Origin of the sequence: Sphingomonas sp. Leaf230 (assembly GCF_001421745.1) — a bacterium.
Taxonomy (GTDB): Bacteria; Pseudomonadota; Alphaproteobacteria; order Sphingomonadales; family Sphingomonadaceae; genus Sphingomonas.
Map to the genome: position 1 here is coordinate 333638 of NZ_LMKW01000009.1, position 21117 is coordinate 354754.

A 21117-nucleotide genomic window follows, 5' to 3' on the forward strand; every position below is an offset into this window, starting at 1 on the left:
TGTCGTTCGCCCCCAACACACGCTACGAGACTCTTCCCATGGCTCGGTACATTTTCATCACCGGGGGCGTGGTTTCGTCGCTCGGTAAAGGTCTCATGGCGGCATCGCTTGCCGCTCTCCTCCAGGCACGCGGGTATACCGTCAGGATTCGGAAGTTCGATCCGTATCTGAACGTCGATCCCGGCACGATGTCGCCGTATCAACACGGCGAGGTGTACGTCACCGACGACGGCGCCGAGACCGATCTCGACCTCGGCCATTACGAGCGCTTTACCGGCGTTCCCTCGCGCCAGTCGGACAACGTGACCTCGGGCCGCATCTATCAGCAGATCATCACGCGCGAGCGTCGTGGCGATTACCTCGGCGCGACCGTGCAGGTCATCCCGCACGTCACCGACGCGATCAAGGCGTTCGCGCGCGCCGAGACCGACGATATCGATTTCGTGCTCTGCGAGATCGGCGGCACCGTCGGCGATATCGAATCGCTCCCGTTCATCGAGGCGATTCGCCAGCTTAAGAACGAGGAAGGCCGCGGCAACGCGATCAGCATCCACGTGACTTTGGTGCCGTATATCGCCGCCGCCGGCGAGCTGAAGACCAAGCCGACCCAGCATTCGGTCCGCGAACTCGCCGCGCTCGGCGTGCAGCCCGACGTGCTGGTCTGTCGCTGCGAACATCCGCTGCCGCCGTCGGAACGCGCCAAGATCGCGCTGTTCTGCAACGTCCCCGCCAGCGCGGTCATTCCTGCGCTCGACGCGAAGAGCATCTACGCGGTGCCGCTCCAGTATCACGGCGAAGGTCTCGACATCGAAGTGCTCCGCGCGTTCGGGATCGAGCCCGCCGAGGCGCCCGACCTGTCGCGCTGGACCGAGATCATGGACCGCCTGACCAACCCTCAGGGCGAAGTCACGATCGGCGTGGTCGGCAAATATGTCGGCCTTCAGGATGCCTACAAGTCGCTCAACGAGGCCTTGGTCCACGGCGGTATCGCGAATCGCGTGAAGGTCAACGTCCGCTGGATTGATGCCGAACTGTTCGAGAATGCCGAGAGCGACATCGCCGGCCAGCTCGAGCCGTGCGACGCGATCCTCGTCCCCGGCGCGTTCGGCGAGCGTGGCGCGGAAGGCAAAATCGCGTCCGTGAAGTTCGCGCGCGAGCGGAAGATTCCGTATTTCGGCATCTGCTTCGGGATGCAAATGGCGTGCGTCGAGGGCGCGCGCGATCTCGCGGGCATCCCCAATGCGTCGTCGACCGAGTTCGGCCCGACCGACGAACCGGTGGTCGGCATGATCACCGAATGGATGGGCCGCGAAGGCCTCGAGACGCGCGCGGCCGAGGGCGACATGGGAGGCACGATGCGGCTCGGTGCGTATGACGCGAAGCTCGACGGCAACAGCGTCGTGGCGTCGATCTACGGCGGCACCGAGATTTCGGAGCGCCATCGTCACCGCTACGAGGTCAACACCGGGTACAAGGAAGCGCTCGAACAGGGCGGCCTCGTCTTCTCGGGCATGTCGCCCGACGGCACGCTGCCCGAGATCGTCGAGCGTCCCGATCACCCCTGGTTCGTCGGCGTTCAGTTCCACCCCGAGCTGAAATCGAAACCCTTCGACCCGCACCCCTTGTTCGCCAGCTTCATCGAAGCCGCGGTCAAGCAGAGCCGCCTTGTGTGAAAAACCCTCCCTCCCCGGCGGGGGAGGGAGACAAGTCGCGCTTTCCGCCACCCAAGACATGCTCGCATTGAATATCCCCTGAATTACTAGACTTTGCGCGGCGAGGTTCAGGGGAAAACATTCATGTCGCTTACGCTTGCGCTGTTACTCGCCGGTCAGGCCGCTACCGTATCAACGCCGGCCGTTCCGCCGCAGACGCCCGCTGGCGAGCAGGCTGACGCACAGGCGAATGGTCGTCTCGGCAACCAGCAGCAGGGCGGTGGCGGCGATGTCGTCGTCACCGCGCGTCGTCGCGCCGAGACGATCCAGACCGTCCCCATCGCGATGTCGGTCATCGGCGGCACCGCGCTCGCCGAGACTGGCGCGTACAACGTCAGCCGCCTGACGCAGCTCCAGCCGACGCTGCAATTCTACTCGACCAACCCACGCAATTCCGCCGCCAACATCCGCGGCCTCGGCGCGCCGTTCGGCCTGACCAACGACGGGATCGAGCAGGGCGTCGGCATCTATGTCGACCAGGTCTATTACAGCCGGATCGCCTCGGCGACGTTCGACTTCACCGATACCGAGCGGATCGAAGTCCTTCGCGGACCCCAGGGAACGCTGTACGGCAAGAACACCACCGCCGGCGCGATCAACATCACGACTCGCAAGCCTAGCTTCACACCTGAGGCGCGGATCGAGCTCACGACCGGCAACTACCAGTTCATCCAGGCCAAGGCGTCGGTGTCCGGCCCGCTGATCCCCGACAAGCTCGCGATCCGGTTGTCCGCCTCGGTGACCGAGCGCGACGGCACGATCCACAACACCGTCACCGGCAAGAACCTCAATGCGCAGGACAACAAGAGCGTTCGCGGACAGCTTTACTGGAAGCCGACCGAGACGCTCGATTTCGCCTTGTCGGGTGATTATGGCCAGCAGAACCCTGATTGCTGCGTGCAGTATTACGTGCGCACCGGCGCGACTCAGCGGCCGTTGATCCGGCAATATGCCGCGCTCGCCGCCGCACAGGGCTATGTCGTACCGTCGACCAACGCGTTCGACCGGGTGACCGACGTCGATACGCCCTTGCGTGCGAAGCAGGAACTGGGCGGCGTCTCGCTGCTCGGTAATCTGGATCTTGGCGCGGCCACGATCACCTCGGTCAGCGCGTGGCGGTTCTGGCACTGGGATCCATCGAACGATCGCGACTTCATCGGCCTGCCGATCACCACCGTGTCCGCCAATCCGTCGCAACAGACGCAATACAGCCAGGAGCTGCGCATAGCCTCGAATGGGAAGCACACGTTCGATTACGTGCTCGGCGCGTTCTATTTCTACCAGACGATCGATACGCAGGGCCTGCAGGTCCACGGGCCCGCGGCCAGCGCGTTCCTGCTCAACCCGACCAGCACGGGCGGGAAGAATCCGGCCACACTTAACGGCCTGACCGCGCGCAACACGATCGGCTTCAAGAACACCAGCGCCGCACTGTTCGGCAAGCTGACCTGGAACGTGAGCGACCGGTTCCAGATCACGCCGGGCTTGCGGCTCAACTACGACAAGAAGAAGGGTGACTATGTCTCGGTCGTGACGACCGGTGCCGGCGAACTCGTCACCGGTGAGGCAAGATTCAACGACCAGCGCGGTGTGCTCGCGCCGCAGAGCTACCGGCCCGACTTCGACAATTGGAACCTGTCGGGCGACATTACGGCGGCCTACACCGTCACGTCCGACATCCACGCCTATGCCACCTACGCGCGCAGCTACAAATCCGGCGGGATCAACCTGTCCGGCCTGCCGCTCGACGGCAGCAACAATCCGATCCTGTCGGCCGCCACGGTGAAACCCGAGAAGGTCAATCACTACGAGGTCGGCCTCAAGACGCAGTTCCTCGATCGCCGACTGACGCTCAACCTCGCCGGCTTCTGGACCGAGATCAGCGATTACCAGGCGACCGTCACCAACGGCCAGCTCGGCGTGTTGCGCGGCTATCTCGCCAATGCCGGCAAGGTGCGGACTCGCGGTCTGGAGTTCGATTCGGCCTTCCGCCCCACCGAACGGTTCAGCGTCTACGCCAATGGTGCCTATACGGACGCGAAATACGTGAAGTTCGTCGATGCGCCGTGCCCGCCTGAGCTGTCGGGCGGATCCGCACCGACCGCGACAAGCTTGCCAGGTCCGGCCGGGACGGGGACAGTCAGCCCGGCCAATTGCGACATCTCCGGCCAGCGGCTGCCCGGCGTGTCGAAATGGGCGTTTTCGTACGGCGCCGAATATGATTTGCCGGCCACGATCGGCGGCGTCGATGGTCAGGTGTATCTCGGCTATGACGGCAGCTACCGGTCGACCTTCTCGTCGAACCCGTCGCGCTCGCTCTACACCGACATCAAGGGCTATGCGCTCAGCAACTTCCGCTTGGGATTCAAGGCGAAGGACAGCTGGAACGTGTTCGGCTGGCTGCGTAACGCGTTCGACCACAACTACTATGAAGTGCTCGCGCTACAGTCCGGCAGCACCGGCCTGGTCGTCGGACAGCCCGGCGATCCGCGCACCTATGGCCTGACCGTGTCGCGATCGTTCTGATCGCGACACGCGTTGCGTCACGACGCGTTCAGGTTGGGTGCGATAGGTGTTGAATACGGCCCGGAGGGACGTCGCAGTCGGAAGCTTCCGATGTCCCTCCGGTTCCGGATCCGGGACTTCTTGCTGCGTGCCCACGTCCTCTTGCGTAAAGCCCTCGCCGAGCGCAGTCTGCTGCCAATAAACACTCAGGGGCGGCGACATGTTCTTCGTACGACAGGGGCCCTTGTGGTTTCGCATGACGACAGGCGTGCTCGTTCTCTGGGGGCTCGTCGGCTGTTTCATGTGCCTGCAACAGCTTAGGCTGGGCGCAGACGCGATGGGGCAGGCGAGCGCCTATGACCGGGCGCTCTATGCAGCATTGCCCAACTGGTATGATTCGTTGTTCGCCATCGCCGTGCTGACCGGACTCGTTGGCGCGGTCCTGCTGTTCATGCGGCGTGCCAGTGCGCGTCCGTTCCTGATCGCATCGCTGGTGGCGACGATCGCACAGTTCGGCTGGCTGTTCGCCTCGACCGACATCGTTGCGCACAAGGGCGCAAGCGAGACGCTGGGCTTGCCCTTCGTGATCATCGCGGTCGCGGCCTTCACGCTCTGGCTCGTCGGCCACGCCCGGCTGAAGGGCTGGGCAGTATGACGCGCACGACACTGGGCGAGCGCGACGCCGCACGCTATTAGCGCCGCCATGTCCACGACCTACACCCTCGACACCGCGACGAGTCGCGCCAACCCGACGCCCGCTCCGCTCAAGCGCCTTACGATTCCCGCGATCCGCCGCCAGAAGGGCAAGACGCCGCTCGTCATGCTCACCGCCTACACCGTGCGGACCGCGCAGTTGCTCGACCCACACTGCGACATGCTGCTGGTCGGCGATAGCCTGGGCCAGGTGATCTACGGCTTGCCCTCGACCGTGCCCGTAACGCTGGACATGATGGCGGCGCACGGCGCGGCGGTGGTGCGGGGCAGCTATCATGCGGTGGTCGTGATCGACATGCCGTTCGGCAGCTACGAAGCTTCGCCCGAAAAGGCGTTCGAGAGCGCGGCGTATCTGCTCAAGCAGACCGGCGCAGCGGCGGTGAAGCTCGAAGGCGGTATCGCGATGGCGCCTACCGTCAAGTTCCTGACCGAGCGCGGCATTCCGGTGATGGGGCATGTCGGACTCACACCGCAGGCGGTCAACGTGCTCGGCGGCTACGGCGCCCGAGGCCGGACGCCCGAGGAAGCCTCCAAGATCGTCGCCGACGCGCAGGGTATCGCAGAGGCAGGTGCATTCTCGCTCGTGATCGAAGGCGTGGTCGAGCCGATCGCGATCGAGATCACCAACACCATCGCCTGCCCGACGATTGGCATCGGTGCATCCGCGCAGTGCGACGGTCAGGTGCTGGTGACCGAGGACATGCTGGGGATGTTCGAACGTACCGCGAAGTTCGTGAAGCGGTTCGCCGACATCGCCGATACGATTTCCTCCGCGACGCAGACCTATGCGGACGACGTCCGATCGCGCGCGTTTCCGGGCGCCGAGCAGGTCTACGCGCCCAAGGATTGATCCGCTTCCGTTTCGGTTCCGGCGCGGCTAAGGTCCGCGCCGCCCACCCCCTCACTATTTCCGGAGCATTCCTTGGCCCTCCCGCCGAAAACCGATCAAGCATTCCTGCGTGAGGTCGACGAAGAGCTGCGACGCGACCAGCTCGCCGGGTTCTGGACGAACTGGGGCAAATGGGTCGTGGTCGGCGTCGTCGCCGCACTCGCGGCTCTCGCCGGCTTTCTCTATTGGCAGCATCACAATGGCGAGGCCGCTGGTGTCGAGGGCGAGCAGCTTCAGGCCGCTTACGATTCGCTCGGCGCCAACAACGCCGCGGCCGCGTCGAAGCCGCTGGCCGAACTCGCCAATTCGAACCGCGACGGCTACCGCGCACTCGCGCTGTTCACGCAGGCCGACGTGCTCCTCCAGAAGGACGACCTGAAGGGGGCGGCTGCCAAGCTCGGTTCGATCGCTGCGGATACGTCGCTGGCAAAGCCGTTCCGCGATCTCGCGCTGGTTCGCCAGACTTCGGCCGAGTTCGACACGCTGAAGCCACAGGTCGTCGTCGAGCGGCTTCGTCCGCTGGCCGTGCCCGGTGGTCCGTGGCTTGGCAGCGCAGGCGAGATGGTCGCGATCTCCTATCTCCGCATGAACCAGCGCCAGCAGGCGGGGACCATGTTCGGCCAGGTCGCGCGCGATACCGGCGTGCCCGAGACGATCCGTCAACGCGCGGTTCAGATGTCGGGCGTACTGGGTGTGGACGCTGTTGCCAGCACGGGCGCTACTGCCAGGGTAATCACTCCGGCTGCATCAAACGAGGATACCAAGGCGCAATGATGAAGACATATCGGGTGACGGTCGCCGTCGCCGCGCTGGTGGCGCTCAGCGGTTGCGGGATTTTCAAGGGCAGCGTGAAGAAGACGCCGACGCTCGGCGACCGCGTGTCGATCCTGGTGGCGGAGAACGAGGTCGAGACCGACAAGACGATCGCCGACGTCCAGGTCCTGTTGCCGGCGCCTGCGGTCAACGACGCCTGGGCCCAGCCCGGCGGCAACCCCGCCAAGTCGATGGGCCAGCTCGCGCTCGCCGATCAGCCCAAGCGTCTCTGGCAGACCGGTATCGACGGTGGCTCGAACCGCGAACGTCTCGGCGCGGCTCCGGTTGTTGCCGACGGCAAGCTGTTCGTCACCGACGTCACCGCGACGATCCATGCATTTACCGCCGACACCGGCGCCGCGCTGTGGAGCGCGGGGATCACCGAGGGCAAGCTCAACAAGGCGGCACGCTTCGGTGGCGGCGTCAGCTATGACGACGGCAAGCTCTACGCCACCGACGGTGTCGGCGACGTCGTCGCCATGAGCGCTGCCGACGGCAAGATCCTCTGGCGCGCCAAGCCGGGCGCCCCACTCCGTGGTTCGCCGACGGTTGCCAACGGCGCGGTCTATGTTCTGACGCAGGACAACCAGGTCTTCTCGCTTAACCAGACCGACGGCAAGGTTCAGTGGGTCCAGTCGGGCACGCTCGAGACACAGGGCGTGTTCGGCGTCGCGGCACCCGCCGTGAGCCAGGGCACGGTGGTCGCCGGCTTCTCCAGCGGCGAACTCAGCGCGTATCGCTACGAGAACGGCCGTATCCTGTGGCAGGACGCGCTGTCGCGCACTTCGATCACGACGTCGGTGTCGAGTTTGTCTGACATCGATGCCGCACCGGTCATCGACGGCGGCCGCGTCTATGCGGTGGGGCAGGGTGGCCGCATGGTCGCGCTCGAACTGTCGACCGGACAGCGTCTGTGGGAGCAGAACTTCGCCGGCATCTCAACGCCGTGGATCGCGGGCGAATGGCTGTTCGTGGTGACCGACGATGCCAAGCTCGTTTGCTTGTCGCGTTCGAATGGCAAGGCCCGCTGGATCGCTCAGTTGAAGCGGTTCCAAAACGAGAAGAAGCGTAGCAACGCGGTCACTTGGTTCGGTCCGATACTGGCCGGCAACCACCTCGTCCTGACCAACTCGCGCGGCGAGATCAATTTCGTTTCGCCGACCGATGGCACGGTAAGCTCGACGATCGAGACGAAGACGCCGTTCTCGCTTCCCCCGATCGTGGCGAACTCGACGCTTTATACGCTAGACCAGAAGGGTAAGGTCACCGCGTACAGGTGACGTAGACTCCCTCGCCCCTCCGGGGAGAGGGAAGGGGCCCGCCGCGCTGGCGGTGGGAAGAGAGAGGGGAGTGAGGCTCGAAACGCCCGCCCCAACTACCCTTCACCCTTCCGTCGCCTAAGGCTCCTCCCTCCCTCTCCCCAGAGGGGCGAGGGACTAGGTGACCTTTGGCGCGACACGCGCTAAGGGCACGGCATGTCCAAACTCCCCGTGGTCGCAATCGTCGGCCGCCCAAATGTCGGCAAGTCGACTCTTTTCAACCGCCTCGTCGGCAAGAAGCTTGCGCTGGTCGACGATCGCCCTGGCGTCACGCGTGACCGCCGCGAAGGCGACGCGTCGCTGATCGGCCTCGAATTCCGCATCATCGACACCGCCGGCTATGAAGACCACGACGCGCAGACTCTGCCCGGCCGCATGCGCCAGCAGACCGAAGCCGCCGTCGAACAGGCCGACGTCGCGCTGTTCCTGTTCGATGCCCGCGCCGGCATCGTGCCCTTGGACGAAGAAATCGCGCGCTGGCTCCGCACAGCCGATGTTCCAGTCCTCTTGGTTGCCAACAAGGCCGAAGGCCGTGCAGGCGAAGACGGTATCCTCGAATCGCTCGCGCTAGGCTTCGGCGACCCGGTCCAGCTGTCGGCCGAGCACGGCGAAGGCATGGGCGACCTGTTCGAAGGCCTGCTCCCGCTACTCGAAGGCAAGGAAGAGCCGCCCGAGGAACAGCCCGACAATGAATATGAGGGCCCTCTGAAGCTCGCGATCGTCGGCCGCCCGAACGCGGGCAAGTCGACGCTCGTCAACCGCATTCTCGGTGAAGATCGCATGATCACCGGCCCCGAAGCCGGCATCACGCGTGATTCGATCAGCGTCGACTACGACTGGCATCCGACCGGTGGCGAGGCGCGGAAAGTGCGCCTGATCGACACCGCGGGCATGCGCAAGCGCGCCAAGGTGCAGGACAAGCTCGAGAAGATGTCGGTCGAGGACGCGCTGCATGCGGTCGACTTCGCCGAGGTCGTGGTGCTGCTGCTCGACGCGACGTTGGGGCTAGAGGCACAGGATCTCCGCATCGCCGACAAGGTGCTGCAGGAGGGCCGCGCACTCGTCATCGCGCTCAACAAATGGGACATCGCCGAGAGCGCATCCTCGCTGTTCAACGGCGTCAAGCGCGCGCTCGAAGACGGACTGTCGCAGGTCAAGGGCGTCACGGTGATGACCGTGTCCGGGGCGACCGGCAAGGGCATCGACCAGTTGCTCCAGGCCTGCTTCGACACGCGTGATGCATGGTCGAAGCGCGTCGGCACCGGCGAACTGAATCGCTGGTTCGAGCGCGCAATCGAGGCGACTCCGCCACCGGCTCCGGGCGGCAAGCGGATCAAGATGCGCTACGTCACGCAGGTCAAGACGCGTCCGCCCAGCTTCGTCATCTTCGGCACGCGCGTCGATCAGTTGCCGGCTAGCTATGAGCGGTATCTGGTCAATTCGATGCGCAAGGATCTTGGCTTCGGCGCGGTGCCGGTGCGACTGATGTTCCGCGCGCCGAAGAATCCGTACGACGACGGCAAGGGCGGCGGCGGCCACTAGGCGGGGTGTCGGGCGTGGTCCGTATCGACGCCAGGGGCATGCGTTGTCCTTGGCCTGCGGTGCGGCTTGCCCGCGCGTTGCGCGACGGTGCGACCCGCGTCGAGGTGATAGCGGATGACCCTCAAGCCCCGACCGAACTCGCGGCGGTCGCGGCGTCCGCCAATGCAACAATAGAAATCGTTTTGGATGTATCTATTTCAGTCTTTGTCGTAACTTGTCGTTAGTTTTTCAACACTGTGTTTACCTAGGTTATGTATGATACGGCTCTGACCTTCATGGCGCTATTTGCTTAACGGGAGAAGGCGACAGTGGCGTTCGAGGGAAGCACCCTGATCAATTGGCCCGCGTTCGTGCAGGCGCGCAACGAACTGGGCGCGGGATTTGGCCGCATCCTCGGATATTTTCGGGAGGACGGCGTGAAGTCGGTTGCCGCGATCGAAGCAGCGATGCGCGCGCTGAATGCTGCAGCGATGGTGATACCCGCGCATACGCTCAAGGGTGAAGCGCGGCAGTTCGGGGCGGAGCCGCTTGCCGATCTGGCGGAGGCGATCGAGACGATTGCGCGCGATTGCCTGGAAATGCAGGACACGCCCGACGAGGCGCTGGAGCATATCGTTCGGTTGCGGCCGCTGTTCGTCGAGACGCTGACGCTGCTGGAGCGCGAGGCCAACCCGGTCGCAGTGCGCAAGCCCGTTGCGGGCGGTGGGTTTGGGCGTCGTGCCGTACCGACCGGGTTCGGCGGGGAATAGATTCGTCGCCAGACCGGCGGACAACGCAGCCCTGTCATCTCACCTTTTAGGGAGATGACAGGGGGGTGGATCAGCCCTTCAGATACGGCGCCGCGCCCGCCTTGGGCGAGTCATGTTCCGAGATCGAGTTGAGCTGGATGTAGTTGTGGATACCCATCCGCGCGATCATCTCGAACTGGCGCTCGAGCGTGTCGACATGCTCTTCCTCGCTGGCGAGGATGCGGGCGAACAGGTCGCGGCTGATATAGTCCTTGACGTCTTCGCAGTAGGAGATCGCGCCCTTGAGCTGGACGGTGGCCTCGACTTCGAGCGCCAGATCCGACTTCAGGACCTCCTCGACGGTCTCGCCGATGCGGAGACGGCCGAGCAGCTGGAAGTTCGGCAGGCCATCGAGGAACAGGATGCGCTCCGACAGCCAGTCGGCATGCTTCATCTCGTCGATCGATTCCATCCGCTCATACTGGGCGAGCTTGTAGACGCCCCAATGCTCGAGCATCCGGTAATGGAGCCAATATTGATTGACCGCGGTCAGCTCGTTCTTGAGCGCCTCGTTCAGATATTCGATTACTTGTGGGTCGCCGCGCATGGCCATATCTCCGTCACCTCTGAGGAGCATGTAGCGGGCTGACACAGATTAGCACAACCCCCAAAAATGGCGGTTTTCCGGGCTTTCTTAGCTGTTGCGACGCTTATGCAGCGGCGCGTTCCTCGTCGATAATCGCTCGCGCTATCGATGTGCACTGGCCGCATTTGGGTTTCCGGCCCATCGAGCGGAAGGCCTGGCACGGTGTAGTGCAACCGCCGCGTGCGCAGTTGCGAACGTCGGATTCTCGTATGGCATTGCAAACGCAGACGACCATGGGAACTCCCTAGCTGTAAGCCCGGGATACCGATAATGCGAACCAATCGCAAGCTGTTTTGCGTCTTATTCGCAACTAGTCCGATCGGTTCGTCGTGAATGCCGAACCGCGCATCGGCTGCCATGCGAAGCGGGAGAGGCTGCGCCATAGCCATTCGAGCGGACCGTAGCGGAAGCGGTCGAGCCACGGCTTCGACCAGAGTAGCATCAGCAACCAGATCGGCACGACGACGAGGTATAGCTGGGCGCGGGAGAGGTCGCCGTACAGTCCGAAGCCGTAGCCGTAGAAGATGGTCGTACAGATCAGCGTCGTGCCGAGATAGTTGGAGAACGCCATGCGCCCTGCCGCGGAGACGCGAGTCGTCAGCCAGCCGCCGGGTCGTGCAAGCAGGATGATCGCGGCCGCATAGCCGATGATCGTGAGCGGCCTCAGCGGGGTCGCAAGCGTCAGCCACGAAAGAGCGACGTACCGTGCGTCGAACCCGTGGGCGATGTCGAAGGTCGCGATGGCGGCGTACGCTGCCAAGCCGATCGTGACGCCGGTGACCGCCACGACGGCATAGCGCTTTCGTGACCAATCGCCGGTCAGGAAGCCGGATCGCAGCCCGGCCATGCCAAGCAGCATGAAGCCGAGCGTTTCCGGGCCGGTGGCGGTCAGCGACGTGATTGGCCCGACCGCGTGTTGCCAGCGCCACGCGACCATATCGCTCCATCCGCCGCGCCCGACGGCCAGTTCGCGCTCGACACCGGCGGGGGAGGGCTGGCCGAACTGATCCGCCAGCGATTGCCAGTTGGCGATGATCCGCGCCGTTGCACCGGGCCGGTGCGCGGCGGCGTGAAGGTCGAACGTGTAGGCGACGAGCGTCGTCAGCTCGACCGTTTGGAGCGCGATGCAGCCGAGCCCGACGCCGATCAGCCAGCGGACCGGCAACCGCGCGAACATGTACGCGATCGCGCCGACCAATGCGTAGTGCGCGAGGATGTCGCCCCACCACAGCAGGTACAGGTGTGCGATGCCGAACACGAACAGCCACGCCATGCGGCGCAGATGGACGGTCGCCGGGTCCTCGCCATTTGCCTCGGCGCGGTCGATGACCAGCAACATCGACGCGCCGAACAGGAACGAGAACAGCCCGCGCATCTTGCCGTCGATGACGATGAAGGTGGTGGTCCAGGCGATCAGGTCTGGCGTGCTCGGCCAGCCCATTGAGGCGGGGGTCATGTAGGCGAATTCGGGGAAGCCGAACGCGGCAATGTTGGCGGCCAGGATACCCATGACGGCGACGCCTCGGATGAGGTCTAGCGTGGCTATTCTGGCGGGGGTGGGGGTCATGCGAGCTGCCGGAAGTGCACAAAGTGCAGACGCTGGCGCAGTATTTCGCGGGGCTGTTGTAGGGGTAGTGGCATGACATGGGCGCGTTCGGCTGCACTTTAGGAGTGGTCGGCTTTGGCTGGGTTGGACGGACCTAGGCAGCGCTTCATCGACACTTGGGTTCGGGCGCGGCGTCTTGGTAGCGCGGTAGGAGAGTAATGCGGTCATGGTTTGACGCTGGCATATCGCGGTGGTGTAGGACAGGCCGGTTTGACGGGTATCTTAGGGTAGCGTTGCGTTTCGTTTTGGCGGATCCGTCAGCTGGTCGGTGATGTGATCCACCTGTCGTTTCTGCGTGATGCCCTGCCGAACTGCGCCTCTTGTCGTCCAAGCTGCTCCACCTCTCCCGTTACTCTAGGTGAAGCTGGGGTATTGCTGTTGGCGAGCGCTGTGGTCCGATGTGGGAGATCCCAGCTTTCGCTGGAATGACGGAGGGGGGTGGCCGAGCTCTACTTTAGAACGATCGGACGACATCTCTTGGTTCGTTGTTCTCCCGCGAAGGCGGGAGCCCAGACTGGTTCCCTGCCTTTGCGGGGAAACATGGTGGAAGCGCGGCGGCTTCTCAGTGTTGCCACCCCGGCGGAGGCCGGGGCCCAATTGGGGGACGGTTGTGACTGGGGGCAGCGCTTCGTTACTGCGGCTTTCCCGGTTGGGCCCCGGCCTTCGCCGGGGTGGCGCTCGTGGGGGCAGGCAGTGGCAAGCAGCGGTAGCCGGTAGCCAGCAGCAGGCTGCGTTCTAGTTCGCCCGCCGTCGCGTTGCCTTAAGCCAAAGCGGCATCGACCCCCATCAGTTTCGGGAAGAATCCCTCGTGCGCGGTGCGCAACGTATCCAACGCGATGACGTCGTCGCGGTCGGGGCGTTCGAAGATCAGGCGCTTGCCGCCGGTGCGGCCTAGCGGCTCCGCCTCGACGTCCGCCGCATGCGCCGCGCCGAGGAAGTCGAGCAGCGAATGGTCGTCGACCGTGACGATGTAGACGCCCTGGTCCTCGGCGAAGAACGAGCGCGCGCAGTCGAAGGGCTGCTTCCGGTCGATCATCGCGCCGATCCCGCCGGCGAGCGCCATCTCGGCCAGCGTCACGGCGATGCCGCCGTCGGACACGTCGTGTACCGCGGTCAACTGGCCCAGCGCGATCGCGTCGCGGATCAGGTCGCCCACGCGACGTTCGGCGGCGAGATCGACCGGCGGGGGCGGGCCGGCGTCGAGCTGTTCGCGGCCGTGGCATTCGCGCAGCCAGAGCGACTGGCCGAGATGACCACCGCGCGTGCCGACCGCGAGGATGATGTCGCCCGAGCCCTTGAACGCGATCGTCGCGTTCTTCTGCCAGTCGGCCAGCAACCCGATCGCGCCGATCGCCGGGGTCGGCAGGATCGCGGAGCCGCCGCCGGTCGCCTTGGATTCATTGTAGAGCGAGACGTTGCCCGACACGATCGGGAAGTCGAGCGCGATGCAGGCGTCGCTCATGCCTTCGAGGCAGCCGACGATCTGGCCCATGATCTCGGGGCGCTGCGGGTTGGCGAAGTTGAGGCAGTTGGTGACGGCGAGCGGCAGCGCGCCGACCGCGGTCAGGTTGCGCCAGGCCTCGGCGACCGCCTGCTTGCCACCCTCGACCGGGTCGGCAAAGCAATAGCGCGGCGTGCAGTCGGTGGTCATCGCCAGTGCCTTTTGCGTGCCGTGGACGCGGACGACCGCGGCGTCGCCACCGGGGCGCTGCACCGTGTCGGCGCCGACCATGTGATCGTACTGCTCCCAGATCCAGCGGCGCGAGGCGATGTCGGGCGAGCCCATCAGCGTGAGCAGGTCGGCGGCGATGTCGCTGCTGTGCGGCGCGTTTTCGAGCGGCGCGGGCTTGGGCGTCGGGACGTGCGGGCGATCGTAGAGCGGCGCTTCGTCGGCGAGCGGCCCGAGCGGGATGTCGCAGACGGTCTCGCCCTTGAACGTCAGCACCATCCGGCCGGTGTCGGTGACGCGGCCGATGACCGCGAAATCGAGCTCCCACTTCTTGAAGATCGCCTCGGCCTCCGCTTCGCGGCCGGGCTTGAGGACCATCAGCATGCGCTCCTGCGATTCCGAGAGCATCATCTCGTACGGCGTCATGCCGGTCTCACGCTGGGGCACGTCGTCCATCGTCAACTCGATGCCGACGCCGCCCTTCGACGCCATTTCCACGGCGGACGAGGTGAGGCCCGCTGCACCCATGTCCTGGATCGCGACGATGACGTCGGTCGCCATGAGTTCGAGGCAGGCTTCGATCAGCAGCTTTTCGGTGAAGGGATCGCCGACCTGCACGGTCGGGCGCTTGGCGTCCGAATCCTCGCCGAAATCGGCCGAGGCCATCGTCGCGCCGTGGATGCCATCGCGGCCGGTCTTGCTGCCGACATAGACGATCGGATTGCCGATGCCGCTCGCGGCCGAATAGAAGATCTTGTCCTGGTCGGCGATCCCGACGGTCATCGCGTTGACGAGGATGTTGCCGTCATACGCGCTGTGGAAGTTCACCTCGCCGCCGACGGTCGGCACGCCGACGCAATTGCCGTAGCCGCCGATGCCGTGGACGACGCCCGAGATCAGGTGGCGCATCTTGGGGTGATCGGGGCGGCCGAAGCGGAGCGCGTTGAGGTTGGCGATCGGCCGCGCGCCCATCGTGAAGACGTCGCGCAGGATGCCGCCGACGCCGGTCGCTGCGCCCTGATAGGGCTCGATATAGGACGGGTGGTTGTGGCTCTCCATCTTGAAGATCGCCGCCTGATTGTCGCCGATATCGACGACGCCGGCGTTCTCGCCGGGGCCGCAGATGACGCGGGGGCCCTTGGTAGGCAGTTTCATCAGGTGGATCTTGCTGGATTTGTAGCTGCAATGCTCGGACCACATGACCGAGAAGATGCCGAGCTCGACCATGTTCGGCTCGCGGCCGATGGCGCGCAGGACGCGCTCATATTCTTCTGGGGACAGGCCGTGGTCGGCGACGATCTGCGGTGTGATCTCGGTCATGGGGCGGCAGATAGCGGTGCCGGCGGTCCGCGTCACCCTTTGTACGTCAGATTCCTGTGGCGGAGCCGCGTAAAAGGTTTCGGGGCCAGTCCATACGCGTCTCGACCGGTTCGTTTCGGACCCAATCCCGCTGGACTCGACAGTCGTCCCGTGAGGAACTCCAGTAACGGATCAGCATGGATCCGGAGGAGGAAATACTCATGACCGAGCCGGTTGGATATTACCAAGTAAAGCTGGACGTCAAGCATGGCGGATTTGCAGGCGCGCCGACGCTTCATCTCGATCTCGGCGTGAATGCACCGACCGGACAAATCTCCGGATCGGCGCAAATCACGCAAGCATTGCCACCACCTTACGGCACGACCGTCATTCCCCATGTCACGGGTGCGATCCTGCACACTGGGTTCGGGCACGACACCTTGCTCGTGCACGTCACCGGCCAATATGTCGTTTCGGTGCCACCACCCGGAATCGGATCGTATCTCGCCCACTTCAGTGCCGCGCTTGCCGTGGCGAAGGATTGGAACGGCAAGGGTTCGTTCGAATATAGCGGACACGTCATCACCGACTGTACGGTGAAGAACGTGTCCGCAGGCTGACGCTATACGTAAGGCGGCTGCGTGTAGCCCTTGGGGCTGAGCGTGAAGATCTCGCAGCCGTCTTCCGTAATGCCGATCGAATGTTCGAACTGCGCGGATAGCGAGCGATCGCGCGTGACCGCCGTCCAGCCGTCGTCGAGCAGCTTCACGTCGGGGCGGCCGATGTTGATCATCGGCTCGATCGTGAAGATCATGCCGGGGCGAAGCTCGGGGCCGGTGCCGGGCTTGCCGACATGGACGACCTCGGGGGCGTCGTGGAACAAGCGGCCGACGCCGTGGCCGCAGAAATCGCGGACCACGCCGTAACGGTGCTTTTCGGCATGGCGCTGGATCGCGTTGGCGACGTCGCCCATGCGGTTGCCGGGTTTCGCGTGCTCGATGCCGATCATCAGGCACTCATAGGTGACTTCGACGAGGCGGCGCGCCTTGATCGGCACGTCGCCGATCAGGTACATTCGGCTCGTGTCGCCGTGCCAGCCGTCCAGCAGGGGTGTGACGTCGACGTTGACGATATCGCCCGACTTCAGCGTCTTCTCGCTCGGGATGCCGTGGCAGACGACGTGGTTGATCGAGATGCAGACGCTGTGCGTGTAGCCGCGATAGCCGAGCGTCGCGGGGACGCCGCCACCGGCGACGATGAAGTCGTAGATCAACCGGTCGATCTCGGCGGTGGTCACGCCCGGCACCATGTGCGGGACGATCATATCGAGCGTCTCGGCGGCGAGTTGCCCCGCCTTCATCATGCCTTCGAACGCGGCGGGGCCGTGCAGCTTGATGGCGCCGGTGCGTGCGTCGGGCTGGTCCGAGGTGACGGTTACATATTCGGTCATGACGCGCGATATAGCGTGGCGGGCGCGGTTTTGCGAGGCTATGCGAGGAGCATGGTAGAGGAACGCATCTGGACGGCCGCGCTGACGATCATCGGCGACGAGATCCTGTCGGGCCGCACGCAGGACAAGAACGTCGCGCAGATCGCGGCCTGGCTCAACGTGCAGGGCATCCGCCTCGCCGAGGTGCGCGTGGTCGCCGACAAGACCGAGGCGATCGTCGAAGCGGTGAACATCCTGCGCGCGCGCAACGATTACCTGTTCACGACCGGTGGGATCGGGCCGACTCACGACGACATCACCGTAGATGCGATCGCCGAGGCGCTGGGCGTTGCGGTCGAGCATCATCCGCGCGCGATGGCGGTGCTTGAGGCGTATTACGCGACGCGCGGTGGGCTGACCGAAGCGCGCGCGCGAATGGCACGGGTGCCGGTCGGGGCGGACCTGATCGACAACAAGGTGTCAGGCGCGCCGGGGATCCGGATCGGCAACATCTTCATCATGGCGGGCGTGCCGCACATTACCGCGGGGATGCTGGACGCGCTGACGGGTACGCTCGAGGGCGGGCGGCCGGTGGTGTCGAAGACGATCGGGTGCTGGGTCGCGGAAAGCGAGGTCGCGGATATTCTGCGCGATGCGGAGAAGACGCATGAGGGCGTCGCGATCGGCAGTTATCCGTTCTTCCGCGACGGCAGGACGGGCGCGAACTTCGTGGTGCGGAGTTCGGACGAGGCGCTGGTCGACCGCTGCCTCGCGGACCTGACGCGTGATCTGGAGGCGACCGGTCGCGTGGTCACCGCGCAGGGTATCTAGTTCATCCCATTCGGGGGTGATGCGTCACGCGCCGCATTCGGGACCTTCGGGATCGGGAAAGAAGGCGTCCGGATCGAACGACGCCGGGCGGGGCTGTGATGGCGTGGCCGCTTCGGGATCCGGCAGTGTCGGCGCGCCGCCGCCGAAGCGGATGCGAACATAGCCGTAGCTGCCGACCAGGGCCTGGAATATGGCGACGTGCTCCTCCTCCTGCATCCGCCGCCCGATCAGCGGCGCACGTTCGGCGGACAGATAGCCCATCTGCACGCCGCGCTGGCTGAACACCGCCACCGCGTTCGTATCATACGGGTTCTTCGGTTCGCGGCGTAGGTCGACAGGTTCGCCGGGAGTGCAGAGCATCAATTCCATGCGGCGGTTGCTCTTGCTCTTGTCCGCGTTGGGGAAGTCGATGCCGACCACGTTGCACGTCAATTCGTCCATGCCCCACGATAGCGTGGTAACTGCGCGCATGAAAGGCGCACGCAGCGTGCAGCTTACGCACGCGACGTGTTGGATGCTCGTCGACGTGCTGTTGCTATGCCGCGTGGTGGAGCCACGGGGAATCGAACCCCGGACCTCCGCAGTGCGATTGCGGCGCTCTCCCATCTGAGCTACGGCCCCGCGCGGTTGGCCACAGGCCAGGATCGGTGGCTTAGCGGCTCGATTTCGCCGTTGCAACTGGGTTGGTGCGACTGCGCCAACTAGCCTCCGGCATGTCGTCGCAACGTAGCGTCGGGTCACCGTCGAGCCCCGCAATTCCAGGAACATTCCGCCAGTTTGGCGTTTGTAGTCCTCGGAATGTACGACCCCGCGATCGACGGGGCCGGCAGCCGCAGGACAGCAATTAGGAGGTTCCTATGGTCTACGAACGCAACACCCGAGATCGCCAGTCGGGCGACTATTACGGTCGGCCGAACTCGAACGATTATGGTCGCGATTTCCGCGCAGACGGTGGCGGCTATGGCCGTTCCAGCGCGCGTGAATACGAAGCCGCCGGCGAATATGACCGCGACGATAACCGCGGCGGCCGCGGCCAGGGATCTCAGGGGCGTGACGACCAGGGACGCGGCGATCAATATGGTCGCGAGCAGGGCGGTCGTGACTATTATGGCGGCCACAATGACCGCTCGCAGCCATCGGGCGGCGATCGCTACGGCCAGTCGCGCTACGGTCAGGGATCGGGCCAGGGTTATGGCCAGCAGGGTAACGGCCAGCAGCGGTCTGGACAAGGCTATGGCCAGCAGTCCTACGGCCAGCGCAGCCAGGGTTCGGGCGATACCGAATATCACGGTAGCTACGCATCGGATGGCCGTCGCTTCGAGGACGTAGGTCGCAACCGCGATGCCGATGACGACAACCGCAACTCTTCGCGCGGCGGCAGCCGTAACGAGGGGCGTGACTATGGTCGCCAGCCACAGGGCTATGACTATGACGATCGCGGGTTCATCGCGCGCGCAGGCGATGAAGTTCGCTCGTGGTTCGGTGACGACGAAGCGGAGCGACGTCGCGAAGCCGATGCACGCTATGACGAGCGCTCGTATGGCAATTCGGACAACCGTGCGTTCGGTAATCGCTCGTCGAACACGCATGACGACCATTACCATAGCTGGCGGAGCACGCAGATCGCGGCGCTCGACCGCGACTATGACGAGTATCGCAACGAGAACCGCTCGAAGTTCGAAAACGAGTTCTCGTCGTGGCGCAACGAGCGCCAGGGGCAGCGCAGTTCGCTGTCGCAGGTTACCGAGCATATGGAAGTCGTCGGGTCTGACGGCAGCCATGTCGGTACGGTCGACAAGGTGAAGGGCGACCGGATCCTGCTGACCAAGAACGACCGCGATGCGGGCGGCGTGCACCACTCGATCCCGTCGCGCTGGATCAAGACCGTCGATGGCAAGGTCACGCTGTCGAAGTCGGCCGACGAAGCCAAGTCGGCGTGGAAGGAAGAAGAGCGCAACTCGGCGATGTTCGAGTACGGCGATCGCACGGGCGGCGACAAGAAGGATGCCGGCACCAGCGGTTATGCTTCGAACTCGCAGACGGGCAGCACGGCGACCAGCAGCACGGCGACCGGCACGGCATCGACCACTGGCACGACGACCGGCGGCACCACCACTGGCACGACGTCGGACGCGCTCGGCAAGTCGGGGTCGACCACGTACTAACTGGTTGAAAGCGTTGGCTGGCGTCGCATGATGTCAGCCGTAGAGGGGCCCGGGCGGAAACGTCCGGGCCTTTTTGCAGGTTGCGTTGGGTGTGCGTTTCGCCATACCCGCAACACGAATAATCAAGACAGGAGCAAGTTTATGGCCCATGCATGGAGCCTGAAGGCACGTCCGCAAGGCATGCCTAAGCATACCGATTTCGCCATGATCGATCTCGACCAGTCGACGCTCGGCGCCGGCGAGGTGCGGATCGCCAATCGCTGGCTGTCGGTCGACCCGTACATGCGCGGGCGGATGAACGACGTGAAGAGCTATGTCCCGCCGTTCGCGCTGGGCGAAGCGATGCAGGGCGGCGCGGTCGGCGAAGTGGTCGAGAGCAACGACGATGGCATCAAGGTCGGCGACATGGTGCTGCATATGGCAGGCTGGCGCGACGAGGCGGTGGTTCCGGCGGCACAGGTGCAGAAGCTGCCTGCGCTCGACGTGCCGGCGCAGGCGTTTTTGGGTCAACTCGGCATGCCGGGGATGACCGGGTATTTCGGACTGCTTCAGGTTGCCGAAGCCAAGGCTGGCGATACGGTGTTCGTATCGGCGGCGGCGGGTGCGGTTGGATCGACCGTGGTGCAGGTCGCCAAGGCCAAGGGCATGACGGTGATCGGCTCGGCTGGCGGCGCGGAGAAATGCGCTTGGGTGAAGTCGCTCGGTGCGGATGCGGTGATCGACTATAAAAGCGACGTGCCGGTGCTGAAGGCGCTCGGCGAGGCTGCTCCGAAAGGTATCGACGTGTATTTCGACAACGTCGGTGGCGAGCATCTCGACGCGGCGTTGGCGCATGCGCGGATGCACGCGCGGTTCGCGGTGTGCGGGATGATCGACGTCTACAACAGCGGCGCGGCGACGCAGTTGAAGTACCTCGCGCGGCTGATCGGCAACCGGGTGCAGATCCGCGGGTTCATCGTCAGCGACTACATGAATCGTGCCGAGGAGTTCTACAAGGACATGGGCGGGATGCTGGCGGCGGGGACGCTGAAGCGGCAGGAGACCGTGCACGAGGGGCTCGAGACGATGCCGGATGCGTTCCTGGGGCTGTTCTCGGGTGGGAATACGGGGAAGATGCTCGTCAAGGTTTGAGCTGCTCTTCGATCCTCCCCCGCCAGGGGGAGGTGGCACCGAAGGTGACGGAGGGGGAGGAACGCGCAACCACAGTTATCCCTTACCTCCCCCTCCGTCTGGCAAGGGCCAGCCACCTC

At 64.7% G+C, this 21117-nt stretch carries 19 protein-coding genes and 1 tRNA gene; 13 read left to right on the forward strand and 7 right to left on the reverse strand.

Translation table 11 applies throughout. The annotated features are described in order from the left end of the window. Positions 1-38 precede the first annotated feature (38 nt). From ASE82_RS10630 to ASE82_RS10665, 9 genes are all read left to right on the forward strand, one after another. The gene (locus tag ASE82_RS10630; protein WP_056062632.1) at positions 39-1673 is read left to right on the forward strand and encodes a CTP synthase; all 1635 of its coding nucleotides are present in this window, start codon (positions 39-41) and stop codon (positions 1671-1673) included. Between the two features lie 123 nt (positions 1674-1796). Continuing rightward, complete coding sequence (locus tag ASE82_RS10635; protein WP_056062634.1) at positions 1797-4238, forward strand: TonB-dependent receptor; 2442 nt, start codon at positions 1797-1799, stop codon at positions 4236-4238. A gap of 235 nt (positions 4239-4473) precedes the next feature. Continuing rightward, on the forward strand, positions 4474-4872 hold the full coding sequence (locus ASE82_RS10640; RefSeq protein WP_235524659.1) for a hypothetical protein: 399 nt from the start codon (positions 4474-4476) through the stop codon (positions 4870-4872). Between the two features lie 48 nt (positions 4873-4920). Beyond that, complete coding sequence (gene panB, locus ASE82_RS10645) at positions 4921-5781, forward strand: 3-methyl-2-oxobutanoate hydroxymethyltransferase (RefSeq protein WP_056062638.1); 861 nt, start codon at positions 4921-4923, stop codon at positions 5779-5781. Between the two features lie 72 nt (positions 5782-5853). Further along, positions 5854-6594 carry a tetratricopeptide repeat protein gene (locus tag ASE82_RS10650; protein ID WP_056062641.1) on the forward strand — a complete coding sequence of 247 codons (741 nt, stop codon included), beginning with the start codon at positions 5854-5856 and terminating at the stop codon, positions 6592-6594. After that, positions 6591-7913, forward strand: a complete 1323-nt coding sequence (locus ASE82_RS10655) for an outer membrane protein assembly factor BamB family protein (protein WP_056062644.1) — start codon at positions 6591-6593, stop codon at positions 7911-7913. Before ASE82_RS10650 ends, ASE82_RS10655 begins: the two co-directional genes overlap by 4 nt. Before the next feature lie 195 nt (positions 7914-8108). Next, on the forward strand, positions 8109-9494 hold the full coding sequence (gene der, locus ASE82_RS10660; RefSeq protein WP_056062647.1) for a ribosome biogenesis GTPase Der: 1386 nt from the start codon (positions 8109-8111) through the stop codon (positions 9492-9494). A gap of 14 nt (positions 9495-9508) precedes the next feature. Next, on the forward strand, positions 9509-9718 hold the full coding sequence (locus tag ASE82_RS18915) for a sulfurtransferase TusA family protein (protein ID WP_333961718.1): 210 nt from the start codon (positions 9509-9511) through the stop codon (positions 9716-9718). Positions 9719-9802: 84 nt separating this feature from the next. Further along, on the forward strand, positions 9803-10243 hold the full coding sequence (locus ASE82_RS10665) for an Hpt domain-containing protein (protein WP_056062651.1): 441 nt from the start codon (positions 9803-9805) through the stop codon (positions 10241-10243). Positions 10244-10313: 70 nt separating this feature from the next. Here ASE82_RS10665 and bfr read toward each other — a convergent pair whose 3' ends face one another. The 4 genes from bfr to purL form a co-directional block, all read right to left on the reverse strand. Beyond that, the gene (gene bfr, locus ASE82_RS10670) at positions 10314-10829 is read right to left on the reverse strand and encodes a bacterioferritin (protein ID WP_056062654.1); all 516 of its coding nucleotides are present in this window, start codon (positions 10827-10829) and stop codon (positions 10314-10316) included. A gap of 103 nt (positions 10830-10932) precedes the next feature. Next, positions 10933-11103 carry a (2Fe-2S)-binding protein gene (locus ASE82_RS20070; protein WP_082441433.1) on the reverse strand — a complete coding sequence of 57 codons (171 nt, stop codon included), beginning with the start codon at positions 11101-11103 and terminating at the stop codon, positions 10933-10935. A 75-nt stretch (positions 11104-11178) separates the two neighbouring features. Continuing rightward, on the reverse strand, positions 11179-12378 hold the full coding sequence (locus tag ASE82_RS10675; RefSeq protein ID WP_235524660.1) for a DUF418 domain-containing protein: 1200 nt from the start codon (positions 12376-12378) through the stop codon (positions 11179-11181). A gap of 856 nt (positions 12379-13234) precedes the next feature. Then, positions 13235-15463, reverse strand: a complete 2229-nt coding sequence (gene purL, locus ASE82_RS10680; RefSeq protein WP_056062659.1) for a phosphoribosylformylglycinamidine synthase subunit PurL — start codon at positions 15461-15463, stop codon at positions 13235-13237. Between the two features lie 200 nt (positions 15464-15663). On the opposite strand from purL, the gene ASE82_RS10685 reads away from it, so the two are divergent. After that, positions 15664-16062, forward strand: a complete 399-nt coding sequence (locus ASE82_RS10685) for a DUF1842 domain-containing protein (protein ID WP_056062662.1) — start codon at positions 15664-15666, stop codon at positions 16060-16062. A 2-nt stretch (positions 16063-16064) separates the two neighbouring features. Here ASE82_RS10685 and map read toward each other — a convergent pair whose 3' ends face one another. Then, complete coding sequence (map, locus tag ASE82_RS10690) at positions 16065-16892, reverse strand: type I methionyl aminopeptidase (protein ID WP_056062665.1); 828 nt, start codon at positions 16890-16892, stop codon at positions 16065-16067. 51 nt (positions 16893-16943) lie between these two features. On the opposite strand from map, the gene ASE82_RS10695 reads away from it, so the two are divergent. Then, positions 16944-17702: a competence/damage-inducible protein A gene (locus ASE82_RS10695; protein WP_056062668.1), complete on the forward strand. Its 759-nt coding sequence runs from the start codon at positions 16944-16946 to the stop codon at positions 17700-17702. Positions 17703-17726: 24 nt separating this feature from the next. Here ASE82_RS10695 and ASE82_RS10700 read toward each other — a convergent pair whose 3' ends face one another. Both ASE82_RS10700 and ASE82_RS10705 read right to left on the reverse strand, forming a co-directional pair. After that, a complete protein-coding gene (locus tag ASE82_RS10700) occupies positions 17727-18173 on the reverse strand; it encodes an HIRAN domain-containing protein (protein WP_235524661.1) in 447 nt (148 codons plus the stop codon). A 74-nt stretch (positions 18174-18247) separates the two neighbouring features. Then, positions 18248-18323 (reverse strand) — tRNA-Ala (locus ASE82_RS10705). Positions 18324-18559: 236 nt separating this feature from the next. Here ASE82_RS10705 and ASE82_RS10710 point away from each other — a divergent pair. Beyond that, positions 18560-19867, forward strand: coding sequence for a DUF2171 domain-containing protein (locus tag ASE82_RS10710; RefSeq protein WP_056062673.1), 1308 nt, complete (start codon positions 18560-18562; stop codon positions 19865-19867). Between the two features lie 141 nt (positions 19868-20008). Continuing rightward, the gene (locus tag ASE82_RS10715) at positions 20009-20998 is read left to right on the forward strand and encodes an NADP-dependent oxidoreductase (RefSeq protein ID WP_082441434.1); all 990 of its coding nucleotides are present in this window, start codon (positions 20009-20011) and stop codon (positions 20996-20998) included. The last annotated feature ends 119 nt before the right edge of the window (positions 20999-21117 follow it).